This window comes from Pseudomonas brassicacearum, from assembly GCF_003732225.1.
Classification (GTDB): domain Bacteria; phylum Pseudomonadota; class Gammaproteobacteria; order Pseudomonadales; family Pseudomonadaceae; genus Aquipseudomonas; species Aquipseudomonas brassicacearum_E.
In genome coordinates this window covers 501,372-525,688 of the sequence record NZ_MOBJ01000006.1, presented here as the reverse complement: position 1 = coordinate 525,688, position 24,317 = coordinate 501,372, and the positions used below count along the sequence as shown (strand labels likewise).

Genomic DNA, 24,317 nt, shown 5'->3' with positions numbered 1-24,317 from the left:
CATGGGGGATTGATGGATCTTTGGACCGCCGTTCAGGCTTTGATTCTTGGCGTTGTAGAAGGACTGACAGAGTTTTTGCCCATCTCCAGTACCGGGCACCAGATTATCGTCGCCGATTTGCTCAACTTCGGTGGCGAGCGCGCGATGGCGTTCAATATCATCATCCAGCTCGGCGCGATCCTGGCCGTGGTCTGGGAGTTTCGCCGCAAGATCCTCGACGTGGTGACGGGCTTGCCCACGCAGCGAAATGCCCAACGGTTTACCGTCAACCTGTTGATCGCGTTCATGCCGGCCGTGGTGTTGGGGGTGATCTTCGCCAATATGATTCATAAATACCTGTTCAACCCGATCACCGTAGCGACGGCTCTGGTAGTGGGTGGGATCATCATGTTGTGGGCTGAGCGTCGCGAGCACACTGTGCATGCCGAAACCGTCGACGACATCACCTGGAAAGACGCGTTGAAGGTCGGTTTCGCCCAATGTCTGGCGATGATTCCCGGCACATCGCGTTCCGGTTCGACGATCATCGGCGGCTTGTTGTTTGGGCTGTCGCGTAAAACCGCCACCGAGTTTTCGTTCTTCCTGGCCATGCCGACCATGGTCGGTGCCGCGGTGTACTCCGGCTACAAGTATCGCGACCTGTTCCAGGCCGCTGACCTCCCGGTGTTCGCCCTCGGCTTCGTTACTGCGTTTATTTTCGCAATGATCGCGGTCAAGGGCTTGCTCAAGTTCATTGCCAGCCACAGCTACGCTGCATTTGCCTGGTACCGGATCGCGTTCGGCTTGCTGATTCTGGCGACCTGGCAGTTCGGTTGGGTCGACTGGGCAGCTGCCACATCGTGATCAAGCCACGCAATGGGCGCGGGATTCAAAACCCGCGCCTCAAAGGTCTGATTTTCCTGGTGCTGTGCGCCTTGCCGGCTTTTGGTTCGACTCTTCTATGGTGGCGCGGAATTTCGCTGATTCCGCTCGCGGCCTACGCCGTTGTCAGCCTGCTGACGTTCTTGCTGTACTGGAGCGACAAGCGCAAGGCCCGGGCAGACAGCTGGCGTACACCGGAGAATGTGTTGCACGCAATTGAACTGGCCGGTGGCTGGCCGGGTGCGTTGCTCGCCCAGCAAGTGTTCCGGCACAAGACCCGCAAAGTGTCCTATCAGTTGGTGTTCTGGATCATCGTGCTGCTGCATCAGGTGTTCTGGATCGACCAGTTGTACCTAGGGAGCGGCCTGTTCGCCTGGATTCCGTAGCAGCTGCCGAAGGCTGCGTTCGATTGCGTAGCAGTCGCAAATCCTGCAACCGCAATCTATCTGTAAGACCTCAGTGTCTTATTTTACGATCGCTTCGCGACCGAACGCAGCCTCCGGCAGCTGCTACGGATCGTGTCATGACTCAAGCAATAACCCGACCTGCACGCGCTTGGGCAACTTGCTCACTACCAGTTGGTGAGATCGTTGCAGCAAGCCTTGCAGTTCATCGGCGCCAAGCGGGTAGGGCGTTTGCATGATGATCCACTGCGCCCTTGCCAGATAGGGCGCAGGCCCGATGCCCGGGCGGTCGACATGCCCCAAAAACAGTTCTTTGTCGACCTTGAACGCCAATGATTCACCCCGCAGGTTTTGCAGGGCGAACATCTTGTTTCCGGCCACTGAAAACACCCGCACGCCGCCCCATTTGTAATCTTCTTGCGCGCCGGGCAGCGCCAGGCAGAAGCGCGCCACGTCTTCCTCGTTCATCGGTTTAGCCTTCATAACAATCGATCCCCGCAGGCTTTGAATGATTCGGTCAAATGGTCGATCCAGGCACGCACCGCCGGTAGCAAGCCGCGCCGATGAGGGTAGACCGCCAGCAGCCAACCGCCAGGCAGCGACCACTCGGGCAACAGCTGCACCAACGAGCCGTTTTCCAGTTCCTCTTCGCAGTACATCATTGGCAGCAGGGTGAAGCCAAGACCTGCAAGCACGCAGGCTTTGCGCACAATGAAATCATCGATCCCCAGTCGTGCTTCCAGCGTCAGGTCGCAGGTTTTGCCCTGAGCGTCGAGCATGCGCACATGCACCATGCGGTCTGCTTCCAGAGCGCCGAGCACCGGAACCTGCTTCAGATCTTCCGGATTGCCGATCGGGTGATCGCGTAGAAAGGCCGGACTGGCGATCATCACCATTTGCGCCTGACGCAGACGCCGGGTAACCAGCAGCGGGTCTTCATCCCCCAGATCACGCACTCTCAAGGCGACATCGATGCCTTCGGTCACCAGATCGACCCGGCGGTTGAGCAACTGCATCTCCAATTGCACTTGAGGGAAACGTTCCAGAAAGGAACTGATGACCGACGGCAAAAACTCATGGGCCAGGCCAACCGGGCAGGAAACCCGCAACCGCCCTCGGGGCTCGCTGGACATGCTGGCCACGGCCTCGTCAGCCATCTCGGCCTCCAGCAACATCGCCTGGCAATGGCGCAAATAGCGCTCGCCGACAGCGGTCAGCTTGAGCTGGCGAGTGGTGCGCTGTAGGAGGCGGGCACCCAGACGCTCTTCAAGTTCGGCGATGCGCCGCGACAGTCGCGACTTGGGAATGCCCAACACGCGCCCGGCGGCAGCGAAACCGCCGGCTTCGACCACTTTGGCGAAGTAGTAGAGGTCATTGAGGTCTTGCATGGCGTTACTCGATTGTCCTGTCAGTGGGACGAACTATCGCATTGTTGCTGGCTAATCAGCTATTGGTTTCGTCTGTAGGATTGTCCCCACTAGATCGCCCGGTGGCGGTCCTCACTTGGAGATCCCACATGAAACTTTTGCACATTGATTCGAGCATCCTTGGCGACAACTCTGCTTCCCGTCAACTGAGCCACAGTGTCGTCCAGGCCTGGAAAACCGCCGAGCCTGCTGCCGTGGTTACCTATCGCGACCTGGCCAGCGACGCCATCAGCCACTTCTCTGCAGCGACTCTGGTCGCGGCCGGCACCACCGCTGAGTTGCGTAACGCCGCGCAACAGCATGAAGCCGAACTGAGCGCTTCGACCCTGGCTGAATTCCTCGCTGCCGATGCCGTCGTGATCGCAGCGCCGATGTACAACTTCACCATCCCGACTCAGCTCAAGGCCTGGATCGACCGCATTGCCGTTGCCGGCCAGACTTTCCGCTACACCGAAGCCGGCCCTGAAGGCCTGTGCGGTAACAAGAAAGTTGTGGTGGTATCGACGTCTGGCGGTATGCACGTCGGTCAGGCGACTGGCGTCGGTCACGAAGAGTACTTGAAAGTCATGCTGGGCTTCATGGGCATCACCGACATCGAGTTCGTCCGCGCCCATGGCCTGGCTTACGGTGACGACGTTCGCAGCAAAGCCATGAGCGATGCTCAGGCGCAGATCAGCGAGCAACTGTTCGCTGCCGCGTAAGGCTTTCGTAAAGAGTTAAAAAGCTCAGGCAAGACCTACTAGACTCTATACCCTGATCGTCGTAAAACGATCGGGGTATGGAGTTTTCCTGTTTCCTAACTTTTCTTTCATGAATCAAAAGTGCTGGTGTTACAGGTGTTGGCCCAGGTTATGCAATTCAGGGTTATCGGCCCCGTTCTGCACAGGCCTTGAAAGCGGCAAAAGCCGGCACAAGGCTCTAAATCCAAGGGAATGGAAGAAAACGGGTATTCCAGTCTGGTAACAAGGTGGGGCATCCCATGGTGCGTCTTTGTGCAATGTTACTGATATGCCTGCTCAGCAGCCTGAATACAGTGCAAGCCGCGCCTGCGCCGTCCCCTCACTGGAGCGTTGGCTACCATGAGCTGACGTTTCTCGATCCGCTGGACTTGCAACCGATGCGGGCCATCGCCTTTTATCCGTCGACCGGCATCGAGCATTCAAGCAAGCTCGAGGGTTATCAAGTCCAGGCGACCGAAGACGCAAGGGTCGCGATTGGGCGCTTTCCGATGTTGATGCTGTCCCACGGCAACATAGGTACTCCACTGGCGTTGCATGACCTTGCCACATCGCTGGCACGCAAAGGCTTTGTGGTGGTGGCGGTGATTCATCCCGGTGACAACTCCAAGGACCACAGCCGCCTCGGCACATTAAGCAACCTCTATGGACGGCCGATCCAGATTTCCGAAGCCATTACCGCAACCCTCGCCGACCCGATGCTGTCGCCATTCGTCAATCCTGACGAGGTCGGGGTGATCGGTTATTCGGCCGGTGGCGAAACCGCATTGATTCTCTCGGGTGCCACGCCGGACCTGAATCGTCTGCGGCGTTACTGCAAGGAGCGTCCTGACGACGGGGACGCCTGCAGCACCAACGGTGAACTGATTGTCGACCGCGATGACTTGCGGCCAGTCGCTGACCCACGGGTTCACGCCTTGTTGCTGATGGCGCCATTGAGCCTGAAGTTTGGTCGCCATACCCTGGCCGGTGTGCATGTGCCGGTGCTGCTTTATAGCGGCGATGGCGACAAACTGGTCGCGCTCGATAAAAACGCCGCAGCGCTCGCTCGCAAACTACCCGTCGCCCCTGATTTCAAACTGCTGGCCGGGGCCGGGCACTTCGTGTTCATGGCGCCATGTACGCCGGAGCAACGGGTGGCGATGCCGGCGTTGTGCACCGATGCCGATGGTGTTGACCGTGAGGACATTCACCGCAACCTGATATCCGAAGCCGGGCGTTTCTTTGCCCAAACCCTGAGCAAGCCGAGTCGGGCCGGGATGCAGACGGCTGACCAGACTTTGCCGTAGACGCCAGGCTCTTACGACGGGCTGAGTGCTGAACGACGTTTCAGGATCAGGGTCAGCCCCAGTCCGGTGATCGACAGCAGCGCCGCGCAGAAGAAAATCCACGAGTAGCCCAGGTTCAGAGCCACCGCGCCCATCAATGGCCCGGCAATCGCCAGCGCCAGATCGAAAAACACCGCGTAGGCACTCAACCCGGCGCCTCGACTGGTACTTGGCACTTGCTTGATCGCCTCGACACCCAATGCTGGATAAACCAGCGACAGACCGAACCCGGTCAGCCCGGCACCAATCAACGCCACTGCCGTCGTAGGTGCCAGCCACAACAGGCCCAGCCCCAGGGTTTCGATGCTCATGCAGGCGATCGCCGAGCTGAACCCGCCAAAACGGTTGATGCTGGAGATGAACAGCAGGCGCGCGAGGATGAAGCAGATGCCAAAGACCGTCAGGCACCAGGCCGCGCCGGTCCAGCCGCGACTGATATAGAACAAGGTAATAAAGGTCGTCAGTGTGCCGTAGCCAATCGAGGCCAGGCTCAGGCTCGCGCCAAACGGCGCGATGCGCCCGAACACCGCCCAAAACGGCAATCGCTCACCACGAATCACCGGCACCGAAGGTTTGTTGCGAATCAGCAGCAATGCCGCCAGCGCCAACACCGAGAGCGCAATCCCAAGACTCACAAACCCCAACTCACCGACCATCACCACACCCAGTGGCGCACCAATGGCAATCGCGCCATACGAGGCAATGCCGTTCCAGGAAATCGAGCGGGCGGTGTGCTCGGCACCCACCTGGCCCATACACCAACTGATAGTGCCGACACCGATCAAGCCTTGGGCGATCCCCAACAACAATCGACCGCCGATCAGAATCATCAGGCTCAGCAATGGCAGGTTCTGCAACAAGGTCGACAGCAATGTCAGCACGCCACTGAGCACAATCCCCAGCAAGCCATACACAATCGCCCGTTTGGTGCCGATGCTGTCAGACATACGGCCCGCCATAGGGCGGCTGAGCAGGGTGGCGAGGTACTGCGAGCCGATGGTCAGGCCGGCCACAATGGCGCTGAAACCCAGTTGCTCATGGACATAGCCCGGCAATACCGCAATCGGCAGGCCGATGCAGAGGAAGGCAACAAAGGTATAAAAAACGATGGAGACGATCTGCCGGGTGATCGCCATGGAGCTGACGGGAGGCGGTTGTTGCGCAGACATGAGGACTCGTTCGCGGGCGGGCGGCAGGAGAGCTGCATCATGGCGCGGGTCTGAAATAAAAGGAAGCAGGCTAACGGTTGTTTTCAGGGGATGGGCGCCTGTAAGACCGCCTTCGCGAGCAAGCTCGCTCCCACATGGGTTCTATGTTGATCACGACAGTGTGGTCAGACACAGATCCAGTGTGGGAGCGAGCTTGCTCGCGAAGGCGTCAGTTCAGGCAACGTTGAAACAACGGTTAATTCAGACCCAACTTGCCACGCAGGGTCGACAGGTCTTCCGCCAGGGTATTGACCGGCCCGACCAATGCCTTGCGGTCGTTTTCCTTGACCTTGTCGTAGGTCTCGAAACCACCGTCGGCGGTTTTGTACTTGGCCAGAATCTTGTTCACGCTGGCGAAGTTCTTGTCGACTTTGGCAACGAAAACCTTGTCCTGCTTCTCCAGCTGCGGACGGAACAGGTCGACGATTTTCTTCGCGCCGTCGATGTTGCCCTGGAAGTCATACAGGTCGGTGTGGCTGTAGCGGTCTTCTTCACCGGAGATCTTGGTGGCAGCGACTTCTTCGAGCAAGGTGGCCGCGCCGCCGACAACTTTCTCTGGCGGGAAGGTCAGGCCGGCAACGCGGGTTTGCAGGTCTTTGACGTTGTTGTTCAGCCCATCGGCCAGCTCACCAAGGCCCTCGGTGGTTTTCTCGGAGAACAGCGTGTATTCGATGCGGTGGAAACCGGTGAAGTCTTCAGCCTTGACGCCTTTTTCGTGGTCGTTGACGCGCGAGTCGATGGACGCATCGAGGTCACTGAACAGCTCGGCAATCGGCTCGATCGACTCGTAGTACACACGGGTGGGCGCATAGAGTTTCTGAGCGGTAGCCAGGTCACCTTTTTTCACTGCGTCGGTGAATTGCTGGGTGTGGCTGGCAAACCCGTCGAGCTGTTCGGTGACGTAGATTTTGTAATCCGAAATCGGTCCCACCAGATCCAGCGGCGCTGTGGCAGCGAAAGCCGAAAGTGGGGCGTGGAGCAAGCCAAGGGCAACCAGCAAAGCAAGAGGCGACTTTTTCATGGGACGTTTCCGTGGGTTTGTTGTGATTAGGGGTTAAGCCGTGGTTTTCGGTTGAGTGGCATTGAGCAATGAACGACCGATGAAGTCCTTGTCGCCGGTAACACCTGGCAAGGTGAAGAAATAGCCGCCGCCGATAGGCTTGAGGTACTCCTCCAGCGGCTCGCCATTGAGTCGGGTTTGCACGGTGATGAAACCGTTGTGCAGATCGGCCTGGTAGCAGATGAACAGCAAGCCCATTTCCAGCTGACCGTTTTTGCTCACGCCGTTGGAGTAGTTGAACGGTCGACGCAGGATCAGGTTGGCCTGGGTCGCGGCAGTGCGCGGGTTGGCCAGGCGGATGTGCGCGTCCATTTTGGTCAGCTTGCCGTGCGGATCCTTGGCGTAGTCCGGGACCTGGCTTTCATGGCTGCCGCCCATGGGCGCGCCGGTACTTTTGACCCGACCGAGAATGCTTTCCTGTTCTTGCAGCGGCGTGCGGTCCCAGCGCTCGACAAGGTTGCGGATAATCCGCACCGCCTGATAACTGCCATTGGCCGCCCAGGCCGGCTCATCGCTGCCCGGTTGCACCCAGACAATCTGCTCCATGGTTTTGTTATCGTTGGAATCGGGGTTGGCCGAGCCGTCACGAAAACCGAGGAAGTTGCGCGCGCTCTGCGCAGGTGTCCCAGGCTTGGCCGGCGCTTGCGGCGGCACGCTGCCTTCCTGTTTCCAGCGCACCAGCAGCAAGTCCGGCAGGTTCTTCACGATGTCGCGCAAGGCGTGAATATTGGTGTCCGCGGTGTTGGAGCAGAACTGCAGGCTCAGGTCGCCGTGGCAGAGCTCGGGTTGCAGCGCATCATTGGGGAAGCCGACCATGCGGATCAACCGCTTGGGCTTGGCGCTGGCCAGGCCGAAACGCTCGTCGAACAGCGATTCACCCACCGACACGGTGATGGTCAGGTTGTCGGGTGTCACCACCGGGCCGAGAATCCCCGAGTCCATGGGTGGCAATTTCGGGTCGACCTGAGCCACCGGGCCGCCGGTCATCAGGAACGCGATGCGCTGGTTCAGCGTGCGAAACAACCGCTCCAGGTCTTCGCGATCGGTGGCCAGTACGTCGAACGACACCAGCATGCCACACGCCGGGCGCGGCGTGACGATGCCGGTCTGGTGCGGGCCATGGAAGTCATGGCGATCCTGGGTTTTGTCGCTGTTCGGTGCTTCAGTGACTTGTGCCGGGCTGGCGGCCATGGCCGGGCAGCTCAAGGCGCTGCCCGCCAACGCGACGCCGGCGGCGCCCATGCCCAACAAGACGCGGCGACGCTGGGCATTGATCTGATCTAAATCGTTCATCTGATTTTTTGTCTTCTGCTTACAGGCCGGAAAGGCCAAGGGCGGGATCGATTCCATCGAGTGCATCGGCCAGAGCCTTGGCCTTGTCGGCGAGTCGTGCGCGTTGATCGGCGCCGACGCTGTCGTAACTGCTGTAGCCGTCCTTCACTCGCAAGCCATTGAGTTCGGCATCGAGAGCGTGGGTGGCCGTGTCCAATCGGGTCAGCAACGCTGCGGCAGACTTGGCCAGTAACGGACGCAACAGATCGAGCACTTTGCGGGTGACCTCAAGGTTGGCGGCAAATCCGTTGAGGTCCGTGTGGCTGTAGCGTTCTTCTTCGCCGCTGTTGGCTCGAACATCGGCCATGTTGCGGATGTTGCGTGTGACGATGCTCACCAGTTGCTCCGGCGGGAGCGACTGAGCCAGCAGTTGTTGCTTGAGCTGGGTGACATCGGCCAGCAGGCGCTGAGCGATCGGCGCCAGACCTTCGATTTTTCGTTGCTGGAACAGCGCGTATTCGAGGCGATGGAAGCCGACGAAATCCGGATCCTGCTCGCGCTTTTCAAAGTAATCGGCGCGAGCATTGATGACCTTGTCCAGTTCCGCCAGACGTTGAGCCGCCGGCGCGATACGTTGATAGGCAACGCGGGCCGGCACGTAGAGCGCCTGGGCCTGGCTCAGGTCACCGGCGTCGATAGCCTGTTGCAACGCGGTGACAGCGTTAATCAGTGCAGTGCCCTGACTGCTCAGGTAAACCCGAAATTCCGACAACGGGCCGATAAACGCCACCATCGACGGCCGTGCCTTGGCCGCAGCATCGGATGCCGCGGTGGGCGTGACGTGCAGGGTGCCGCGTGGGTTACTGAGCAGACCGCAGGTAATCGCGTAGTCGCCCGGCAACAGGTTGGCGGTGATCACCTGACTCAGGCCGGGGGCGATGTTTTCCCGCTCTACAAGCACCAGCACGCCGTCGAGGACTTCCCATTCAACGGCACGATCCGAGCGGTTGACGATGCGGAAACTGCTGTGACCCGCCGGGACGCTCAGAGCATTTGGCTCGCAACTGTGCGGGTTAATAGTGACGGTGATCTCGTCGTGGTTGATCTGGCGCTTGGCCGCGGCCATTTGCGACGCGTAGTAGAACAACCCGCCAGCGGCGATCATCACGATCACCGAACCGGCCACCGCCCAACGCAGGGCGCGGGGAGGCGAGGTCTGAAGAGGGGCCTGGTTTGACATGAATGCCCTTAATGGCTGGAAACGGAAGAAGGTGGCGTGGTGGCCGGTTTGGCAGGCGCGCTGCCCGGAAGGAAGAACATCACCAGAGCGACCACCAGATAAATCAGGTACGCGCCCAGGGTGCTGACGGTCGGTGCATCCTGATAACCGAACATGCCGGCCAGCACTGATCCGAGCGGGCCATCCATCGGCAGGGTTGCGCTGAAGTCGAACAGGACCGTTTGCAGGTGATTCCACAGCCCGGCTTCGTGCAGTGCCCGCACCGAGCTTGCGAGAATGCCGGCCGCCACTACCAGAATGAACAACCCGGTCCAGCGAAAGAACACGGCCAGGTTCAGGCGCATGCTGCCGCTGTAGATGAGGAAACCGATGACAATCGACAGCGCCAGGCCGAGCAGGGCACCGGCAGGCGCTCCCGGACCTTCGCTTTGCTGGAATACCGCCAGCAGGAAGAACACGGTTTCCAGACTTTCCCGGGCGACGGCGAAGAACACCATGGCAATCAGTGCAGTGATCTGGTGTTTGGAACCGGCCATCGCGTGATCGAGGGAAGCGTGCAGCGAGTGTTTGATCGAGCGCGCCACTTTGCGCATCCAGAACACCATGGAGCTCAGAATGCCGACCGCCAGCAGGCCGATCACGCCTTCGAAGAGTTCCTGTTGTTTTTGCGGGAACTCGGCGCTGACCAACTCCAGGCCACCACCCACCAGCAGGGCCAGCGCGACGGCGAGGAAAACTCCGATCCACATGGCGGGCATCCATTGGCCGCGTCCGGTTTGCTTGAGGTAACTGGCAATGATGCCGACGATTAACGCCGCTTCAACGCCTTCGCGCAGCATGATCAAAAAGGGAACCAGCATTCAGCACCGCGTTGGCTATAGAGTGGAAGCTAATTTGTAACATAATGATACTCATTACTAAATAGAGATGATTGGCATTTAGCTGAACGGTGACTGAACAACATAAAAGATCACAGCCCAACGTAGGAGCTGCCGAAGGCTGCGATCTTTTGATCTTAAGAAATCAACGCCTGCGCTAAGATGGCCGACCAACAAAAAAGGGTTCACCACGCTCAATGTCGGAAAAAGACACCATCTCCATTCACCTGGTGCGCGAAGCACTGTTGCAAAGCTGCGAGCCGGGCGTGGTCAGTGACGAGATCTTGCTCAAGGTCGGGATTGAGCCACGCTTGCTGGACGTGGCTGACGCTCGTGTTCCGGCCACGGCCTATGCACGACTCTGGCGGTTACTGGCACGGCGCATGGACGACGAGTTCTTTGGCATGGACCCGCGCCAGCTGAAATCCGGCAGCCTGGAATTTCTTTGTCGTTGCGCCATGGCGCAGCCGACGCTGGCAGCGGGATTGACGTCCGGGCTGGGGTTTCTGTCGTTGATGCTTGAACGCATGCCGGCGCAGCTGGTTCATCAGCAAAGCCTGGCGGAAATCGTCCTGCTCGAAGACGACCAGGACCCGCGTCGCGCCTTCACTTATTTCACCTACTGGATGATCGTCCATGGCGTTGCCTGCTGGCTGGCGGGACGACGGATACCGATTCTGGCGATCGAACTGCGCTGCGCGGAACCGGACTTCTGTGATGACTACAAAGTGATGTTCTCCGAGAACCTGCGTTTCGACCGACCGCGCACCCGGATGATTTTCTCGGCTGATTGCCTGGATCTGCCGATCAAGCGCAGCAGCGACGAACTCAAGCGCTTTTTGGCCCATGCGCCGGCCAATATCCTGGTCAAGTACCGCGATCCGCAAAGCCTCGCCAGCCGGATCAAACACGATTTGCGGCAACTGCCGGCCGAACAGTGGCCGGAAACCGACAGCCTGGCGCAGCGCCTGTGCATGTCCGCATCGACATTGCGTCGACGGTTGGCGGAAGAAGGGCAGACCTATCAAGGCTTGAAGGACAGCGTGCGCAAGGAGCTGGCGATTGTCTGGCTGGCCGAACCTTCGATCAGCTTCGCCGAGATCGCCACGCGGCTCGGGTTCGCCGATGCCAGTTCGTTCTACAAGGCGTTTCGCAAATGGTCGGGGTCCAATCCCGGGCATTACCGCAGTTTGATCCTCAACGAAGCCCACTGATCCAGACCTTGTATTGATCGGTCTGGCCTCTTCGCGAGCAAGCTCGCTCCCACAGGGGAACGCGTTCCAAATGTGGGAGCGAGCTTGCTCGCGATGACGTCCGCCCAGACGCCACATCTCTTGAATCTTGGCCAAACCAGTCACACAACTTGAAAGCTTTGACCATTGTCCCGCGCCGCCCGCGGAGCGAGTATTTCCTGGATTTTTACGGTTCCCCCAACCTAATAAAAATACAGAGGGATTCTGGCAATGCGCGATTACCTGTCTGCGACTTCACAGTTCAATTATCAGCACACCGTCGAGGCGGCGCTCAAAGGCTCGTTGACGGCCCTCAACGCCTGCGTTGAATGCTGCGACCGCCATGCGTTGCCCGGACGCATCGCCTTGTTCTGGGAGGGGCGCGACGGTGCCAGCGCCACGTACACCTTCAGTGATTTACAGGATAAAGCCGCGCGCTTTGCCAATTTCCTGCTGGCTCAAGGCGTGAAGAAGGGCGACAAGGTCGCCGGTCTGCTGCCACGCAATGTCGAATTGCTGATTGTGGTGTTCGCCACCTGGCGTATCGGCGCGGTCTACCAGCCGCTGTTTACCGCCTTCGGCCCGAAAGCCATCGAACATCGCCTCAACAGTTCCGGCGCCGCCGTGGTGGTGACCGATGCGGTCAATCGCCCAAAGCTCAGTGAAGTTGCCGACTGCCCGATCATCGTCACCGTAGGTGGCCCGAAAGGTCAGGGCATCGTCCGCGGCGATTTCAGTTTCTGGGCCGAACTGCCCAACTATTCCGCCCAATGTGAACCGCTGCTGCTGACGGGAGAAGACCCGTTCCTGCTGATGTTCACTTCGGGCACCACCGGCCCGTCGAAAGCCCTGTCGGTGCCACTCAAGGCAATCGTCGCATTCCAGAGTTACACCCGCGACGCGGTGGACCTGCGACCTGAAGATGCGTTCTGGAACGTCGCCGATCCGGGCTGGGCTTATGGCATCTACTTTGGTGTGACCGGACCGTTGTCCATGGGCCATCCGATCACCTTTTACGATGGTCCGTTTACGCTCGAAAGCACCTGCCGGGTGATCAATAAGTACGGCATCACCAACCTCACCGGTTCACCGACCGCCTACCGTTTGCTGATCGCTGGCGGCGATGAGTTCGCCCGTTCGATCAAAGGCAAACTGCGCATTGTCAGCAGCGCCGGCGAACCGTTGAACCCGGAAGTGATCCGCTGGTTCGCCGACAACCTCGACGTGGTGATCCACGACCATTACGGCCAGACCGAACTCGGCATGGTGCTGTGCAACCACCATGGCCTTGAGCATCCGGTGCATGTCGGTGCGGCGGGCTTTGCCTCGCCCGGCCACCGGATCGTGGTACTGGATGAGGCCTGCAACGAATTGTCGGTCGGTCAGCCGGGGATCCTCGCCATCGACCGCACGCAATCGCCGATGTGCTGGTTTGCCGGTTACGAAGGCGCGCCAACCAAGGCCTTCGTCGGTAACTATTACCTGAGTGGCGATACCGTCGAACTGAACCCGGACGGCAGCATCAGCTTCGTTGGCCGCAGCGATGATGTGATCACCACTTCCGGCTACCGGGTTGGCCCGTTCGACGTGGAAAGTGCATTGATCGAGCACCCGGCAGTCATCGAGGCGGCCGTGATCGGCAAGCCGGATCCGGAACGCACCGAGCTGGTGAAAGCCTTCGTCGTGCTCAGCGCGCGATACCGTGCTTCGCCCGAGCTTGTCGAGGAGCTGCGCCAGCATGTGCGTAAGCGCTTGGCGGCGCACTCATACCCGCGTGAAATCGAATTTGTCAGCGAGTTGCCGAAAACCCCAAGCGGCAAATTGCAGCGCTTTATCTTGCGCAATCAGGAAATCGCCAAGGCTCAAGAGGCCACGGCGAAGAACGTTTCAGCTTGAATCCAAGGAAACAATGATGCAGATCGAAAACAAGGTTTTTCTCGTCACCGGCGGTGCGTCGGGCCTGGGCGCGGCCACGGCTGAAATGCTGGTGGGCGCCGGTGCCAAAGTCATGCTGGTGGACTTGAACGCCGAAGCCGTCGCCGCTCAGGCAAAACGGCTCGGCGCGCATTGCGTCGTGGCGGACATCAGCCAGGAGGCGGCAGCAGAAGCGGCGGTGCAGGCAGCGGTTGCAGCCTTTGGCGGCCTGCACGGGCTGGTCAACTGCGCCGGTGTGGTCCGTGGCGAGAAGATCCTCGGCAAGAACGGCCCTCACGCGCTGGCCAGTTTCAGCCAGGTGATCAACGTCAACCTGATCGGCAGCTTCAACATGCTGCGCCTGGCCGCGGCGGCGATTGCCGAAACCGAAGCCAATGAAGACGGTGAGCGCGGAGTGATCATCAACACCGCCTCGGTGGCGGCTTTCGACGGCCAGATCGGCCAGGCTGCTTACGCGGCGTCCAAAGGCGCGATTGCCAGCCTGACCTTACCCGCCGCGCGTGAACTGGCGCGCTTCGGTATCCGCGTGATGACCATCGCTCCGGGCATCTTCGAGACACCGATGATGGCCGGCATGACCCAGGAAGTTCGCGACTCGCTGGCCGCTGGCGTGCCGTTCCCGCCGCGCCTTGGTAAACCGGTTGAGTACGCCGCGTTGGTCAGGCATATCATAGAAAACAGCATGCTCAACGGCGAGGTGATCCGTCTCGACGGTGCCTTGCGTATGGCCGCCAAATAAGGAGTATTTGTCATGACTATGTCCCACGATCCAATCGTTATCGTCAGCGCCGTCCGCACCCCGATGGGCGGTTTTCAAGGTGAGCTGAAAAGCCTCAGCGCGCCACAACTGGGCGCTGCGGCGATCCGCGCTGCCGTCGAACGCGCCGGCGTGGCTGCCGATGCAGTAGAAGAAGTGCTGTTTGGTTGTGTGCTGTCCGCCGGCCTCGGTCAGGCCCCGGCACGCCAGGCTGCGCTGGGCGCCGGGTTGGACAAATCGACCCGTTGCACCACCCTGAACAAAATGTGCGGCTCGGGTATGGAAGCCGCCATCCTGGCCCACGACATGTTGCTGGCCGGCAGTGCCGACGTGGTGGTTGCCGGCGGGATGGAAAGCATGTCCAACGCACCGTATCTGCTGGACCGCGCCCGCAGCGGTTACCGCATGGGCCACGGCAAAGTGCTCGACCACATGTTCCTCGACGGTCTGGAGGACGCCTACGACAAGGGCCGCCTGATGGGCACCTTCGCCGAAGACTGCGCCGAGGCCAACGGCTTCACGCGTGAAGCGCAGGATGACTTTGCAATCGCTTCGACCACCCGCGCACAGCAGGCGATCAAGGACGGCAGTTTCAACGCCGAAATCGTCCCGTTGCAGGTCATGGTCGGTAAAGAGCAAAAGCTCATCACCGATGACGAACAGCCACCGAAAGCCAAACTGGACAAGATCGCCAGCCTGAAACCGGCGTTCCGCGACGGCGGTACAGTGACGGCGGCCAACTCCAGTTCGATTTCCGACGGCGCGGCGGCATTGCTGCTGATGCGTCGTTCAGAAGCTGAAAAACGCGGCCTGAAACCACTGGCAGTGATCCACGGTCACGCGGCGTTCGCTGATACGCCGGGGCTGTTCCCGGTGGCACCGGTGGGCGCGATCAAGAAACTGCTGAAGAAAACCGGCTGGTCGCTGGATGAAGTCGAACTGTTCGAAGTCAATGAAGCCTTCGCGGTGGTCAGCCTGGTGACCATGACCAAGCTGGAAATCCCTCACAGCAAGGTCAACGTTCATGGCGGCGCCTGTGCGCTGGGCCACCCGATCGGTGCTTCTGGCGCGCGGATCCTTGTGACCTTGCTCTCGGCCTTGCGCCAGAAAGGCCTGAAACGCGGCGTTGCAGCGATCTGCATCGGCGGCGGTGAAGCCACGGCCATGGCCGTTGAATGCCTGTACTAAGGCCCACGCCAATCCCTGTGGGAGCGAGCTTGCTCGCGATGGCTGACTCACATTCAACATTCCTGCTGAATGACACACCGCCATCGCGAGCAAGCTCGCTCCCACAGGTTCTCGCATTCAGGTTTGATTTTTAAGGACTTGGCATGATTCCCAATGACGAACAACTACAGATCAGCGATGCGGCCCGGCAATTCGCCCAGGAACGGCTCAAGCCGTTCGCTGCCGAGTGGGATCGCGAGCACCGTTTCCCCAAAGAAGCCATCGGCGAGATGGCCGAACTGGGCTTCTTCGGCATGCTGGTGCCGGAGCAGTGGGGCGGTTGCGACACCGGTTACCTGGCGTACGCCATGGCCCTGGAAGAAATTGCCGCCGGCGATGGCGCCTGCTCGACCATCATGAGCGTGCACAACTCGGTGGGTTGCGTGCCGATCCTCAAGTTCGGCAACGACGATCAGAAAGAGCGCTTCCTCAAACCGTTGGCCAGCGGTGCGATGCTCGGGGCGTTCGCGCTGACCGAGCCGCAGGCCGGTTCCGACGCCAGCAGCCTGAAAACCCGTGCCCGGCTGAACGGCGATCACTACGTGCTCAACGGCTGCAAGCAGTTCATCACTTCCGGGCAAAACGCCGGGGTGGTGATTGTCTTCGCGGTCACCGACCCGAGTGCCGGCAAACGCGGAATCAGCGCTTTCATCGTGCCCACCGATTCACCGGGCTACAAGGTTGCACGCGTTGAAGACAAGCTCGGCCAGCACGCCTCGGACACCTGCCAGATCCTTTTCGAGGACGTGAAGGTGCCGGTGGCCAATCGGCTGGGAGAGGAGGGCGAAGGTTACAAAATCGCCTTGGCCAACCTTGAAGGTGGACGTGTCGGAATTGCCTCGCAATCGGTCGGCATGGCCCGCGCCGCATTCGAAGCCGCTCGCGATTACGCCCGTGAGCGTGAGAGTTTCGGCAAACCGATCATCGAGCATCAGGCAGTAGCCTTTCGACTGGCGGACATGGCCACGCAAATCGCCGTCGCCCGGCAGATGGTGCATTACGCCGCCGCCCTGCGTGACAGCGGCAAACCGGCGCTGGTGGAAGCCTCGATGGCCAAGCTATTCGCCTCGGAAATGGCCGAAAAGGTCTGTTCAATGGCGTTGCAAACCCTCGGTGGTTACGGTTACCTGAGCGACTTCCCGCTGGAGCGGATCTACCGCGACGTGCGGGTTTGTCAGATCTATGAAGGCACCAGCGATATTCAGCGCATGGTCATTTCGCGCAATCTTTGAGAAGGAACGCTTGCATGAGCTACGAAACGATTTTGTTGGAAGTCCAGGGCCGCGTGGGTCTGATCACCCTCAACCGCCCACAAGCCCTGAATGCCTTGAACGCGCAGATCGTCAGCGAGTTGAACCACGCGCTGGACGGTCTGGAAGCCAATCCGGAAATCGGCTGCATCGTGCTGACTGGCTCGAAAAAAGCTTTTGCCGCCGGCGCCGACATCAAGGAAATGGCCGAGCTGACCTATCCGCAGATCTACCTCGACGACCTGTTCAGCGACAGCGATCGGGTTGCCAACCGCCGTAAGCCGATCATTGCCGCTGTCGCCGGTTTTGCCCTGGGCGGCGGTTGTGAGCTGGCGCTGATGTGCGATTTCATTCTGGCCGGCGACAACGCCAAATTCGGTCAACCGGAAATCAACCTCGGCGTGCTGCCGGGCATGGGCGGCACCCAGCGCCTGACCCGAGCGGTGGGCAAGGCCAAAGCCATGGAAATGTGCCTCAGTGGCCGCTTGATCGATGCGGTGGAAGCGGAGCGCTGCGGCATCGTTGCGCGCATCGTGCCGGTGGATGAGCTGTTGGATGAAGCGCTGAAGGTTGCAGCGCTGATCGCCAAAAAATCCTTGCCGATTGCGATGATGGTCAAGGAGAGCGTTAACCGTGCCTTTGAAGTCAGCCTGTCCGAAGGCGTGCGCTTTGAACGTCGGGTATTCCATGCGGCGTTCGCCACACAGGATCAGAAAGAAGGCATGGCAGCGTTTATTGCCAAGCGTGAGGCGCAGTTCCAAGGTAAGTGATGTAGCGTTCTCACCGACGTCATCGCGAGCAAGCTCGCTCCCACAGGATCTCATGAGTATTGGAGATCCAATGTGGGAGCGAGCTTGCTCGCGATGCTTTTAGGGCCTCAAACCAGATAGTTCTTGAGTTCCCGCGCAATCACCATCCGCTGAATCTCGCTCGAGCCTTCGTAAATCTGCGTGATCCGCGCATCGCGGTAGTAGCGCTCCACCGGATAATCTTCCAGATAACCGTAGCCGCCGTGAATCTGTATGGCGGACGAGCAGACCTTCTCGGCCATCTCCGAGGCAAACAGCTTGGCCTGCGAGGCTTCCGACAGGCAGGGCTTGCCGGCGCTGCGCAACCGTGCGGCGTGGAGGATCAGCAAGCGCGCGGCGTTCAGTTGCATGTGCATGTCGGCCAGCATGTTGGCGATGCTTTGGTGTTCGATGATCGGCTTGTCGAACTGCACCCGGTCTCGGGCGTAGGCCAGCGCTGCTTCGAAGGCTGCACGGGCGATGCCCAGTGCCTGCGCGGCGATGCCGATGCGACCGCCTTCGAGGTTGGACAAGGCAATCGCCAAACCCTTGCCGCGCTCACCCAGCAGGTTGGCTTCGGGGATAGTGCAGTTGTTCAGCGTTACCGCGCAGGTGTCGGAAGCGCGGATGCCCATCTTGTGTTCGCTGCGGTCGACGATAAACCCCGGGGTGTTGGTCGGCACCAGAAACGCTGACAAACCTTTCTTGCCCAGGTCCGGATCGGTCACCGCAAACACAATCGCCAGTTTTGCCCGTCGACCGTTGCTGACGAACTGCTTGGCGCCATTGATCACCCACTGGCCGTCGCGCAGTTCGGCGCGGGTGCGCAGGTTGTGCGCTTCGGAACCGGCCTGCGGCTCGGTCAGGCAGAAACAGCCGATGGCCTGACCGCTGGCCAGATCCGCCAGCCAGATCTGTTTCTGTTCTTCAGTGCCGTAGTTGAGGACCGGCCCGCAGCCCACCGAGTTGTGAATACTCATCAAGGCGCCGGTGGCGCCGTCGCCGGCAGAAATCTCTTCCACCGCCAGCGCGTAGGCCACGTAGTCGACGTAAGTACCGCCCCATTCCTCGGGAACCACCATGCCGAGCAAACCCAGCTCGCCCATTTTTGCCACCAGCGCGTCGTCGATCCAGCCGGCTTTTTCCCAGGCCTGGGCGTGGGGGGCGATTTCGCCGCGGGCAAAATCCCGGGCCATGTCGCGGATCATCACTTGTTCTTCGGTCAGTTCGATATCGTGCATGGCTCAGCTCCCGCTCTGGTCAAAACCGCTGAAGAAACTCGCAACCTGTCTGGCGTCCAGCGCCTGCACGGTCGGAGGATTCCAGCGTGGGCTCTTGTCTTTGTCGATCAGCAAGGCGCGGACGCCTTCGATCAGGTCGCCGCGTTCGAACCACTGACGGTCCAGATGCAGTTCGAGGGCGAAGCAGTTTTCCAGGCTCAGCTGACGACCACGTCGCAACATCTCTAACGTTACACCCATGGCCAGCGGTGAACGACTGTCGAGCAGGTCGGCGGTGGTGATTGCCCAGTCGTGGCTGTCGGCAATCGTAACGGTGCGCAGTTGCTCAACGATGCTCGGCACATCCGGCAGGGCGAAGAAGTGGTCGATGGTTGGCCGCAGTGCCTGCAAGGGTGCGTCGGGCAGTTGCTGTACCGCGAGTTTGGCCAGCAGACCTTGCAGGTCCTTGAGCGGGGTGTCGTGCCACTTGAGGCTGTCGAGGCGTTGATCCAGTTCGGCGAGTTTTTCGCTTTCCAGATACCAGTCGGCCAACCCGCAATACAGCGCATCGGAGGCGCGAATCTGCACACCACTGACGCCAAGGTAGATACCCAGCTCGCCGGGAATCCGTGGCAGGAAGTAGCTGCCGCCGACGTCCGGGAAGTAACCGATGGCCACTTCCGGCATCGCCAGACGGCTGCGTTCGGTAACCACCCGCAGGTCTGCGCCTTGCACCAGGCCCATGCCGCCGCCGAGGACAAAACCGTCCATCAACGCCAGTACCGGTTTGCGGTAATGGTGGATCGCCAGGTCGAGGGCGTATTCCTCGACGAAGAAGTCTTCATGCAGGGTGTCGCCGCTTTTGAAACTGTCGTACAGCGAGCGGATATCGCCGCCGGCGCAGAAGGCTTTCTCGCCAGCACCGCGCAGCACCACGGCGTGGATGTGCGGGTCACGGGACCAGGCATCGAGCTGCTGGTGCAGGCTGCGGACCATGTCCAGGGTAATGGCATTGAGGCCGGCGGGGCGATTGAGGGTCAGGTGGCCAATGTGGTTGCGGACCTCGGCCAGCACTTCGTTGGCGGTGGCATCAATGCCTTGGGTCGCCTGGGATGAAACCTGAGCAGTCATCGCTAACTCCCTGCTTTTATTGTTCTTTATAGAAGTGTTCGCGCGCGAACGATGCCGGATCGTAGCAGTGCAAATTTGCGATGTACAACCCGGATAGATGCAGGTCCGGTCTGCATTTTTGCAATACCCGCAGGCTCATCCATCGCATAAATACCCCAATAGGGCATTCACGACAGAATCGGCTGTGAAAATGCCGACATCAGCACAAGCGAGCTGTCTGCGACGGCTCTTTCGACACCTCGACACAATCGTCTGTTGGCATTCTGGCCTTCCATTCGAAGCCGTCTGCGCCAAGGGTTTCAGGGTGGGGTGTGGCCGGCCTTTGGCGGTGCACCGAACACAAACAATAAGAACGCTGCTGCGGCAGATGCCGCATCGACTCTCTGTTCCTGCCCATAAAGGCGTCCAGGCCTGCGTGCCCGGTCGCGATAATTCCAAACAAATCGGGACTTACGAAGATGAAAACCCAATGGCTGACTTTGCCTGTACTCGCGTTGCTGTTCTGCTCGGCCGGCGCTAGCGCCAAGGAGTGGACCGAACTGCGCTTCGGCACCAACCCAAGCTACCCGCCGTTTGAGTCGACCACCGCCGACGGTGGCGTGCAAGGCTTTGGCGTGGACCTGGGCAACGCGATCTGCGCCGAACTGAAGCTCAAATGTGTGTGGGTCAGCAATGACTTCGACGGGCTGATTCCTGCGCTCAAGGCCGGCAAGTTCGACGCCATCGAGTCGTCGATGACCGTCACCGACGCACGCCGCAAGCAGATCGACTTCACCGACCGCCTGTACGCCGGGCCGACCGCCATCGTCACCCGTAAGGATTCAGGTCTTGAACCCACCGCCGAGTCGCTCAAGGGCAAGACCATCGGCTTCATGCAAGGCACCATTCAGGAAACCTACGCCAGGGCCAAACTGGCGCCGGGCGGGGTGAAACTGCGCGCCTATCAGAACCAGGATCAGGTCTACGCCGATCTGGTTTACGGCCGCCTCGATGCTTCGATTCAGGACAAGCTGCAAGCGCAGATGAGCTTCCTTACATCGCCACAAGGCGCCCAGTTCAAGAACAGTGAAGGCATCAGTGATCCGCTGGTGCCGGCGGACATTGCCATCGGTGTGCGCAAGGATAGCGACGAGCTCAAAGGCATGCTCAATACCGCCATCAAGGCCCTGCACGAGAAGGGCATCTACGCGCAGATCCAGAAGAAATACTTCGGCGATCTGGACCTTTACAACAACTGATCAGCGCACCTGAGGCATTGGGCCGTGGTTCACGACCCAATGCCTCGCTGTGGTGCTTCAAGACAGGTGACTTGCGTGAATACCTTCCTCAATGCTCTGGGTCTGGATCTCTCGGCCCTGCAAGGCTATGGCCCACTGTTGCTGCACGGTACCTGGGTGACCCTGAAACTCTCGGCGCTGTCGCTGGTGGTTAGCATGCTGCTGGGCCTGCTCGGTGCGGCGGCCAAGCTCTCGCCACTGCGGCTGCTGAACCTGCCGGCAACCTTTTACACCACGTTGATTCGCGGTGTACCGGACCTGGTGTTGATGTTGCTGATCTTCTACAGCCTGCAAGGCTGGCTGAGCAGCCTGACCGAATTCATGGGATGGCCGTACATGGAAATCGACCCGTTCGTGGCCGGTATCGTGACCCTGGGGTTCATCTACGGCGCTTATTTCACCGAGACCTTTCGTGGCGCGATCCTCAGTGTCCCTCGGGGGCAACAGGAGGCCGGCGCCTCGTTTGGCCTGAGCCGCTGGCAGCGTTTTCGCTATGTGGTGTTCCCGCAAATGATGCGCTTCGCCTTGCCGAGCCTGGGCAACAACTGGCTGGTGCTGCTCAAGGCCACGGCGCTGGTGTCGATCATCGGTTTGTCGGACCTGGTCAAGGTCGCGCAGGAGGCCGGTAAAAGCACCTTCAATATGCTGGACTTTTTGTTACTGGCGGCAGCGCTGTACCTGCTGATCACCAGCGCCTCGAACTATGTTTTGCGCGTCCTTGAACGGCGCTACAACCAGGGCGTACGGGGGATGACACGATGATTGAATTGATCTCTGAATACTGGAAACCGTTCCTGTTCAGCGATGGCTACACCTTCACCGGTTTGGCCATGACCTTATGGCTGCTGGTGGTGAGCATCGTGCTCGGGTTCTGTCTGTCGCTGCCGCTGGCGATCATGCGCACGTCCGGCTGGGGCCTGCTGCGCTGGCCGGTGCAGCTGTTCACTTATGTGTTTCGTGGCACGCCGCTGTATATCCAGTTGCTGATTTGCTACAGCGGGATCTACGGCATCGCGGTGGTCCGTTCGCAGCCGTTGCTGGAAGCGTTCTTTCGCGATGCGATGAATTGCACCTTGCTGGCCTTCACTCTCAATACCTGCGCCTACACCGTGGAAATTTTCGCCGGGGCGATTCGCAGCATTCCCTACGGTGAAATCGAAGCCGCCCACGCCTACGGCCTGAGTGGCTGGCGCTTGTATGTGAAGTTGATTCTGCCCTCGGCGTTGCGTCGGGCGCTGCCGTATTACAGCAACGAAGTGATCCTGATGCTGCACGCCACGTCCGTGGCCTTCACCGCGACCATTCCGGACATCCTCAAGGTGGCTCGAGACGCGAATGCCGCGACCTTCATGACCTTCCAGGCATTCGGTATCGCCGGGCTGCTGTACCTCGGGCTGTCATTCGGCCTGGTCGGCGCGTTTCGTCTCGCGGAGAAGCGTTGGCTGAATTTCCTCGGGCCGGCTCACTGAAATCTGGAGCCGGCTTTTTTCCTCCCTCTTTCTGTCCAGAACGCTGTCGCCAACGGCAGCGCTCCAGGAGTGTTCCATGTACAAGCTGACCGTTGAAAATCTGTATAAACGCTTTGGTGACAATGAAGTGCTCAAGGGCGTCTCGTTGAATGCCCGCGCCGGTGATGTAGTGAGCATGATTGGCGCCAGTGGCTCCGGCAAAAGCACTATGCTGCGGTGTATCAACTTTCTTGAACGGGCGGATGATGGCGCCATCGAGCTGGACGGCGAGCGGATTGTCACCCGTCAGGCTCCCGGTGGCATGCGGGTTGCCAACCCGGCGCAGTTGCAGCGCTTGCGCACGCGGCTGGCGATGGTGTTTCAGCACTTCAACCTGTGGAGTCATCTGACGGTGCTGGAGAACATCACGCTCGCGCCGTGCAAGGTTCTGGGTGTCAGCCGCAAGGACGCTGAAGCCAGCGCCCGGGCCTACCTCGACAAGGTTGGTCTGCCGCAACGGGTGGCCGAGCAGTACCCGGCATTCCTCTCCGGCGGCCAGCAGCAACGAGTGGCAATTGCTCGCGCGTTGGCGGTGGAACCACAGATTCTGTTGTTCGATGAGCCGACCTCGGCCCTCGACCCGGAACTGGTGGGTGAAGTATTGAAGGTGATTCAGGCCTTGGCCGAAGAGGGCCGGACCATGCTGATGGTGACCCACGAAATGGGCTTTGCCCGGCAGGTGTCCAGCCAGGTGCTGTTCCTGCATCAAGGCCGGGTCGAAGAGCAGGGCGATGCAACGATTCTCGACCAGCCAAAAAGCGAGCGTTTGCAGCAATTTTTATCGGGCCGTTTGAAGTGAGGCAAAACGTACATGGCGGATATCCGCGATATGTCGATCGTGCTTGATCGAATCGATCAGGCGATCATTGAGGTGCTGCGCCACGAAGGGCGCATCACCTATCAGAAGCTTTCCGAGCGCGTGCACCTGACGCCAAGGCCATGCCTTGAACGAGTGCGCAAGCTCGAACAGCTCGGCGTCATTCGCGGCTACGGGGCGATTCTCGACGAGAAGAAACTGACCCCCGGTTTGTCGCTGCTGGTGCTGGTGGCGCTGTCGAACCAGAGCGGACGCGCCGCGCAGAAAGCTTTCGAAGCCAAAGTCCGTGCCTGCCCGCAGGTGCTGGAGTGCCAATTGATCAGCGGCGCCTTCGACTACAGCCTGCGGATGCGCTGTCGCGACATGGAACACTACCGGGTGCTGACCGAAGTCTGGTTCGACGACCCGGACCTGCATATCGACAAACTGGTCAGCCACCCCGAGCTGGCAATGGTCAAGACCTCCACCTAGAACGGCTAAGCGCCGACTTCCCAAAGTCAGCTGATTCCGTAGCAGCTGGCGCAGCCTGCGTTCGGCTGCGCAGCAGTCGTAAATGCTGACGACTCGGTGAGTCTGAAGCACCGCAGAGCATGGTTTTACGAGTGCTGCGCACTCGAACGCAGGCTGCGCCAGCTGCTACGGTAATCATCGATTTCAGACGATTTATCACGCCCACCAAATCGGCTGCAAGCCCCCTCGTTTTCAGCCATTTTCAGCACTGCCTCCCTCCTTATCAGCCGGGTTTTTCCGGCGCCGAATC

The 24,317-nt window shown here is 59.9% G+C and carries 24 protein-coding genes; 15 read left to right on the top strand and 9 right to left on the bottom strand.

Translation table 11 applies throughout. From position 1 onward, the window contains the following. Window positions 1-12: 12 nt before the first annotated feature. Window positions 13-843, top strand: a complete 831-nt coding sequence (locus BK659_RS09115; RefSeq protein ID WP_123424733.1) for an undecaprenyl-diphosphate phosphatase — start codon at window positions 13-15, stop codon at window positions 841-843. After that, entirely contained in the window at window positions 840-1,247 is a 408-nt protein-coding gene (locus BK659_RS09110; RefSeq protein ID WP_259740231.1) for a DUF1294 domain-containing protein, read from the top strand. Before BK659_RS09115 ends, BK659_RS09110 begins: the two co-directional genes overlap by 4 nt. A gap of 135 nt (window positions 1,248-1,382) precedes the next feature. Here the strand turns inward: BK659_RS09110 and BK659_RS09105 are convergent, their stop codons facing one another. After that, a complete protein-coding gene (locus BK659_RS09105; RefSeq protein WP_123424731.1) occupies window positions 1,383-1,748 on the bottom strand; it encodes an MmcQ/YjbR family DNA-binding protein in 366 nt (121 codons plus the stop codon). Continuing rightward, window positions 1,745-2,653, bottom strand: coding sequence for a LysR substrate-binding domain-containing protein (locus tag BK659_RS09100; RefSeq protein ID WP_123424730.1), 909 nt, complete (start codon window positions 2,651-2,653; stop codon window positions 1,745-1,747). Before BK659_RS09100 ends, BK659_RS09105 begins: the two co-directional genes overlap by 4 nt. A 128-nt stretch (window positions 2,654-2,781) precedes the next feature. Here BK659_RS09100 and BK659_RS09095 point away from each other — a divergent pair, with 128 nt between their 5' ends. Both BK659_RS09095 and BK659_RS09090 read left to right on the top strand, forming a co-directional pair. Then, window positions 2,782-3,393, top strand: a complete 612-nt coding sequence (locus BK659_RS09095; RefSeq protein WP_123424729.1) for an FMN-dependent NADH-azoreductase — start codon at window positions 2,782-2,784, stop codon at window positions 3,391-3,393. A 278-nt stretch (window positions 3,394-3,671) separates the two neighbouring features. Further along, entirely contained in the window at window positions 3,672-4,718 is a 1,047-nt protein-coding gene (locus BK659_RS09090) for an alpha/beta hydrolase family protein (RefSeq protein ID WP_123424728.1), read from the top strand. An 11-nt stretch (window positions 4,719-4,729) separates the two neighbouring features. Here BK659_RS09090 and BK659_RS09085 read toward each other — a convergent pair whose 3' ends face one another. The 5 genes from BK659_RS09085 to efeU all read right to left on the bottom strand — a co-directional run bounded on the left by BK659_RS09085 (window position 4,730) and on the right by efeU (window position 10,397). Then, the gene (locus BK659_RS09085; RefSeq protein ID WP_123424727.1) at window positions 4,730-5,926 is read right to left on the bottom strand and encodes an MFS transporter; all 1,197 of its coding nucleotides are present in this window, start codon (window positions 5,924-5,926) and stop codon (window positions 4,730-4,732) included. Between the two features lie 235 nt (window positions 5,927-6,161). Further along, window positions 6,162-6,986 (bottom strand): iron uptake system protein EfeO, encoded by an 825-nt coding sequence (gene efeO, locus BK659_RS09080; RefSeq protein ID WP_123424726.1) that lies wholly within the window; start codon window positions 6,984-6,986, stop codon window positions 6,162-6,164. A gap of 33 nt (window positions 6,987-7,019) precedes the next feature. Continuing rightward, window positions 7,020-8,318, bottom strand: a complete 1,299-nt coding sequence (efeB, locus tag BK659_RS09075) for an iron uptake transporter deferrochelatase/peroxidase subunit (protein ID WP_123424907.1) — start codon at window positions 8,316-8,318, stop codon at window positions 7,020-7,022. Window positions 8,319-8,337: 19 nt separating this feature from the next. Then, window positions 8,338-9,537: an iron uptake system protein EfeO gene (gene efeO / locus BK659_RS09070; protein WP_123424725.1), complete on the bottom strand. Its 1,200-nt coding sequence runs from the start codon at window positions 9,535-9,537 to the stop codon at window positions 8,338-8,340. A gap of 8 nt (window positions 9,538-9,545) precedes the next feature. After that, window positions 9,546-10,397: an iron uptake transporter permease EfeU gene (efeU, locus tag BK659_RS09065; protein WP_123424724.1), complete on the bottom strand. Its 852-nt coding sequence runs from the start codon at window positions 10,395-10,397 to the stop codon at window positions 9,546-9,548. Window positions 10,398-10,612: 215 nt separating this feature from the next. Between efeU and BK659_RS09060 the strand changes: the two genes are divergently transcribed. The 6 genes from BK659_RS09060 to BK659_RS09030 all read left to right on the top strand — a co-directional run bounded on the left by BK659_RS09060 (window position 10,613) and on the right by BK659_RS09030 (window position 17,586). Further along, on the top strand, window positions 10,613-11,629 hold the full coding sequence (locus BK659_RS09060) for an AraC family transcriptional regulator (protein ID WP_123424723.1): 1,017 nt from the start codon (window positions 10,613-10,615) through the stop codon (window positions 11,627-11,629). 249 nt (window positions 11,630-11,878) lie between these two features. Next, window positions 11,879-13,543: an AMP-binding protein gene (locus BK659_RS09055; RefSeq protein ID WP_123424722.1), complete on the top strand. Its 1,665-nt coding sequence runs from the start codon at window positions 11,879-11,881 to the stop codon at window positions 13,541-13,543. Window positions 13,544-13,559: 16 nt separating this feature from the next. Then, window positions 13,560-14,321: an SDR family NAD(P)-dependent oxidoreductase gene (locus BK659_RS09050; RefSeq protein WP_019690523.1), complete on the top strand. Its 762-nt coding sequence runs from the start codon at window positions 13,560-13,562 to the stop codon at window positions 14,319-14,321. A 12-nt stretch (window positions 14,322-14,333) separates the two neighbouring features. Then, a complete protein-coding gene (locus tag BK659_RS09045; RefSeq protein WP_123424721.1) occupies window positions 14,334-15,527 on the top strand; it encodes an acetyl-CoA C-acyltransferase in 1,194 nt (397 codons plus the stop codon). A gap of 143 nt (window positions 15,528-15,670) precedes the next feature. Beyond that, window positions 15,671-16,798: an acyl-CoA dehydrogenase gene (locus tag BK659_RS09035; protein ID WP_123424720.1), complete on the top strand. Its 1,128-nt coding sequence runs from the start codon at window positions 15,671-15,673 to the stop codon at window positions 16,796-16,798. 14 nt (window positions 16,799-16,812) lie between these two features. Beyond that, a complete protein-coding gene (locus BK659_RS09030; protein WP_103316480.1) occupies window positions 16,813-17,586 on the top strand; it encodes an enoyl-CoA hydratase in 774 nt (257 codons plus the stop codon). Window positions 17,587-17,693: 107 nt separating this feature from the next. On the opposite strand, the gene BK659_RS09025 is transcribed toward BK659_RS09030, so the two are convergent. Beyond that, window positions 17,694-18,845 (bottom strand): acyl-CoA dehydrogenase family protein, encoded by a 1,152-nt coding sequence (locus tag BK659_RS09025; RefSeq protein ID WP_123424719.1) that lies wholly within the window; start codon window positions 18,843-18,845, stop codon window positions 17,694-17,696. Between the two features lie 3 nt (window positions 18,846-18,848). After that, window positions 18,849-19,955 carry an enoyl-CoA hydratase/isomerase family protein gene (locus BK659_RS09020; protein WP_123424718.1) on the bottom strand — a complete coding sequence of 369 codons (1,107 nt, stop codon included), beginning with the start codon at window positions 19,953-19,955 and terminating at the stop codon, window positions 18,849-18,851. A 458-nt stretch (window positions 19,956-20,413) separates the two neighbouring features. Here BK659_RS09020 and BK659_RS09015 point away from each other — a divergent pair, with 458 nt between their 5' ends. From BK659_RS09015 to BK659_RS08995, 5 genes are all read left to right on the top strand, one after another. After that, window positions 20,414-21,193 carry a transporter substrate-binding domain-containing protein gene (locus BK659_RS09015; protein WP_123424717.1) on the top strand — a complete coding sequence of 260 codons (780 nt, stop codon included), beginning with the start codon at window positions 20,414-20,416 and terminating at the stop codon, window positions 21,191-21,193. Window positions 21,194-21,232: 39 nt separating this feature from the next. Then, the gene (locus tag BK659_RS09010) at window positions 21,233-21,994 is read left to right on the top strand and encodes an ABC transporter permease (RefSeq protein WP_404942519.1); all 762 of its coding nucleotides are present in this window, start codon (window positions 21,233-21,235) and stop codon (window positions 21,992-21,994) included. Beyond that, window positions 21,991-22,701: an ABC transporter permease gene (locus tag BK659_RS09005; RefSeq protein WP_123424715.1), complete on the top strand. Its 711-nt coding sequence runs from the start codon at window positions 21,991-21,993 to the stop codon at window positions 22,699-22,701. Before BK659_RS09010 ends, BK659_RS09005 begins: the two co-directional genes overlap by 4 nt. A 76-nt stretch (window positions 22,702-22,777) precedes the next feature. Continuing rightward, the gene (locus tag BK659_RS09000; protein ID WP_123424714.1) at window positions 22,778-23,539 is read left to right on the top strand and encodes an ABC transporter ATP-binding protein; all 762 of its coding nucleotides are present in this window, start codon (window positions 22,778-22,780) and stop codon (window positions 23,537-23,539) included. A 12-nt stretch (window positions 23,540-23,551) separates the two neighbouring features. Next, entirely contained in the window at window positions 23,552-24,028 is a 477-nt protein-coding gene (locus tag BK659_RS08995; protein ID WP_054597482.1) for an Lrp/AsnC family transcriptional regulator, read from the top strand. Window positions 24,029-24,317: the final 289 nt, after the last annotated feature.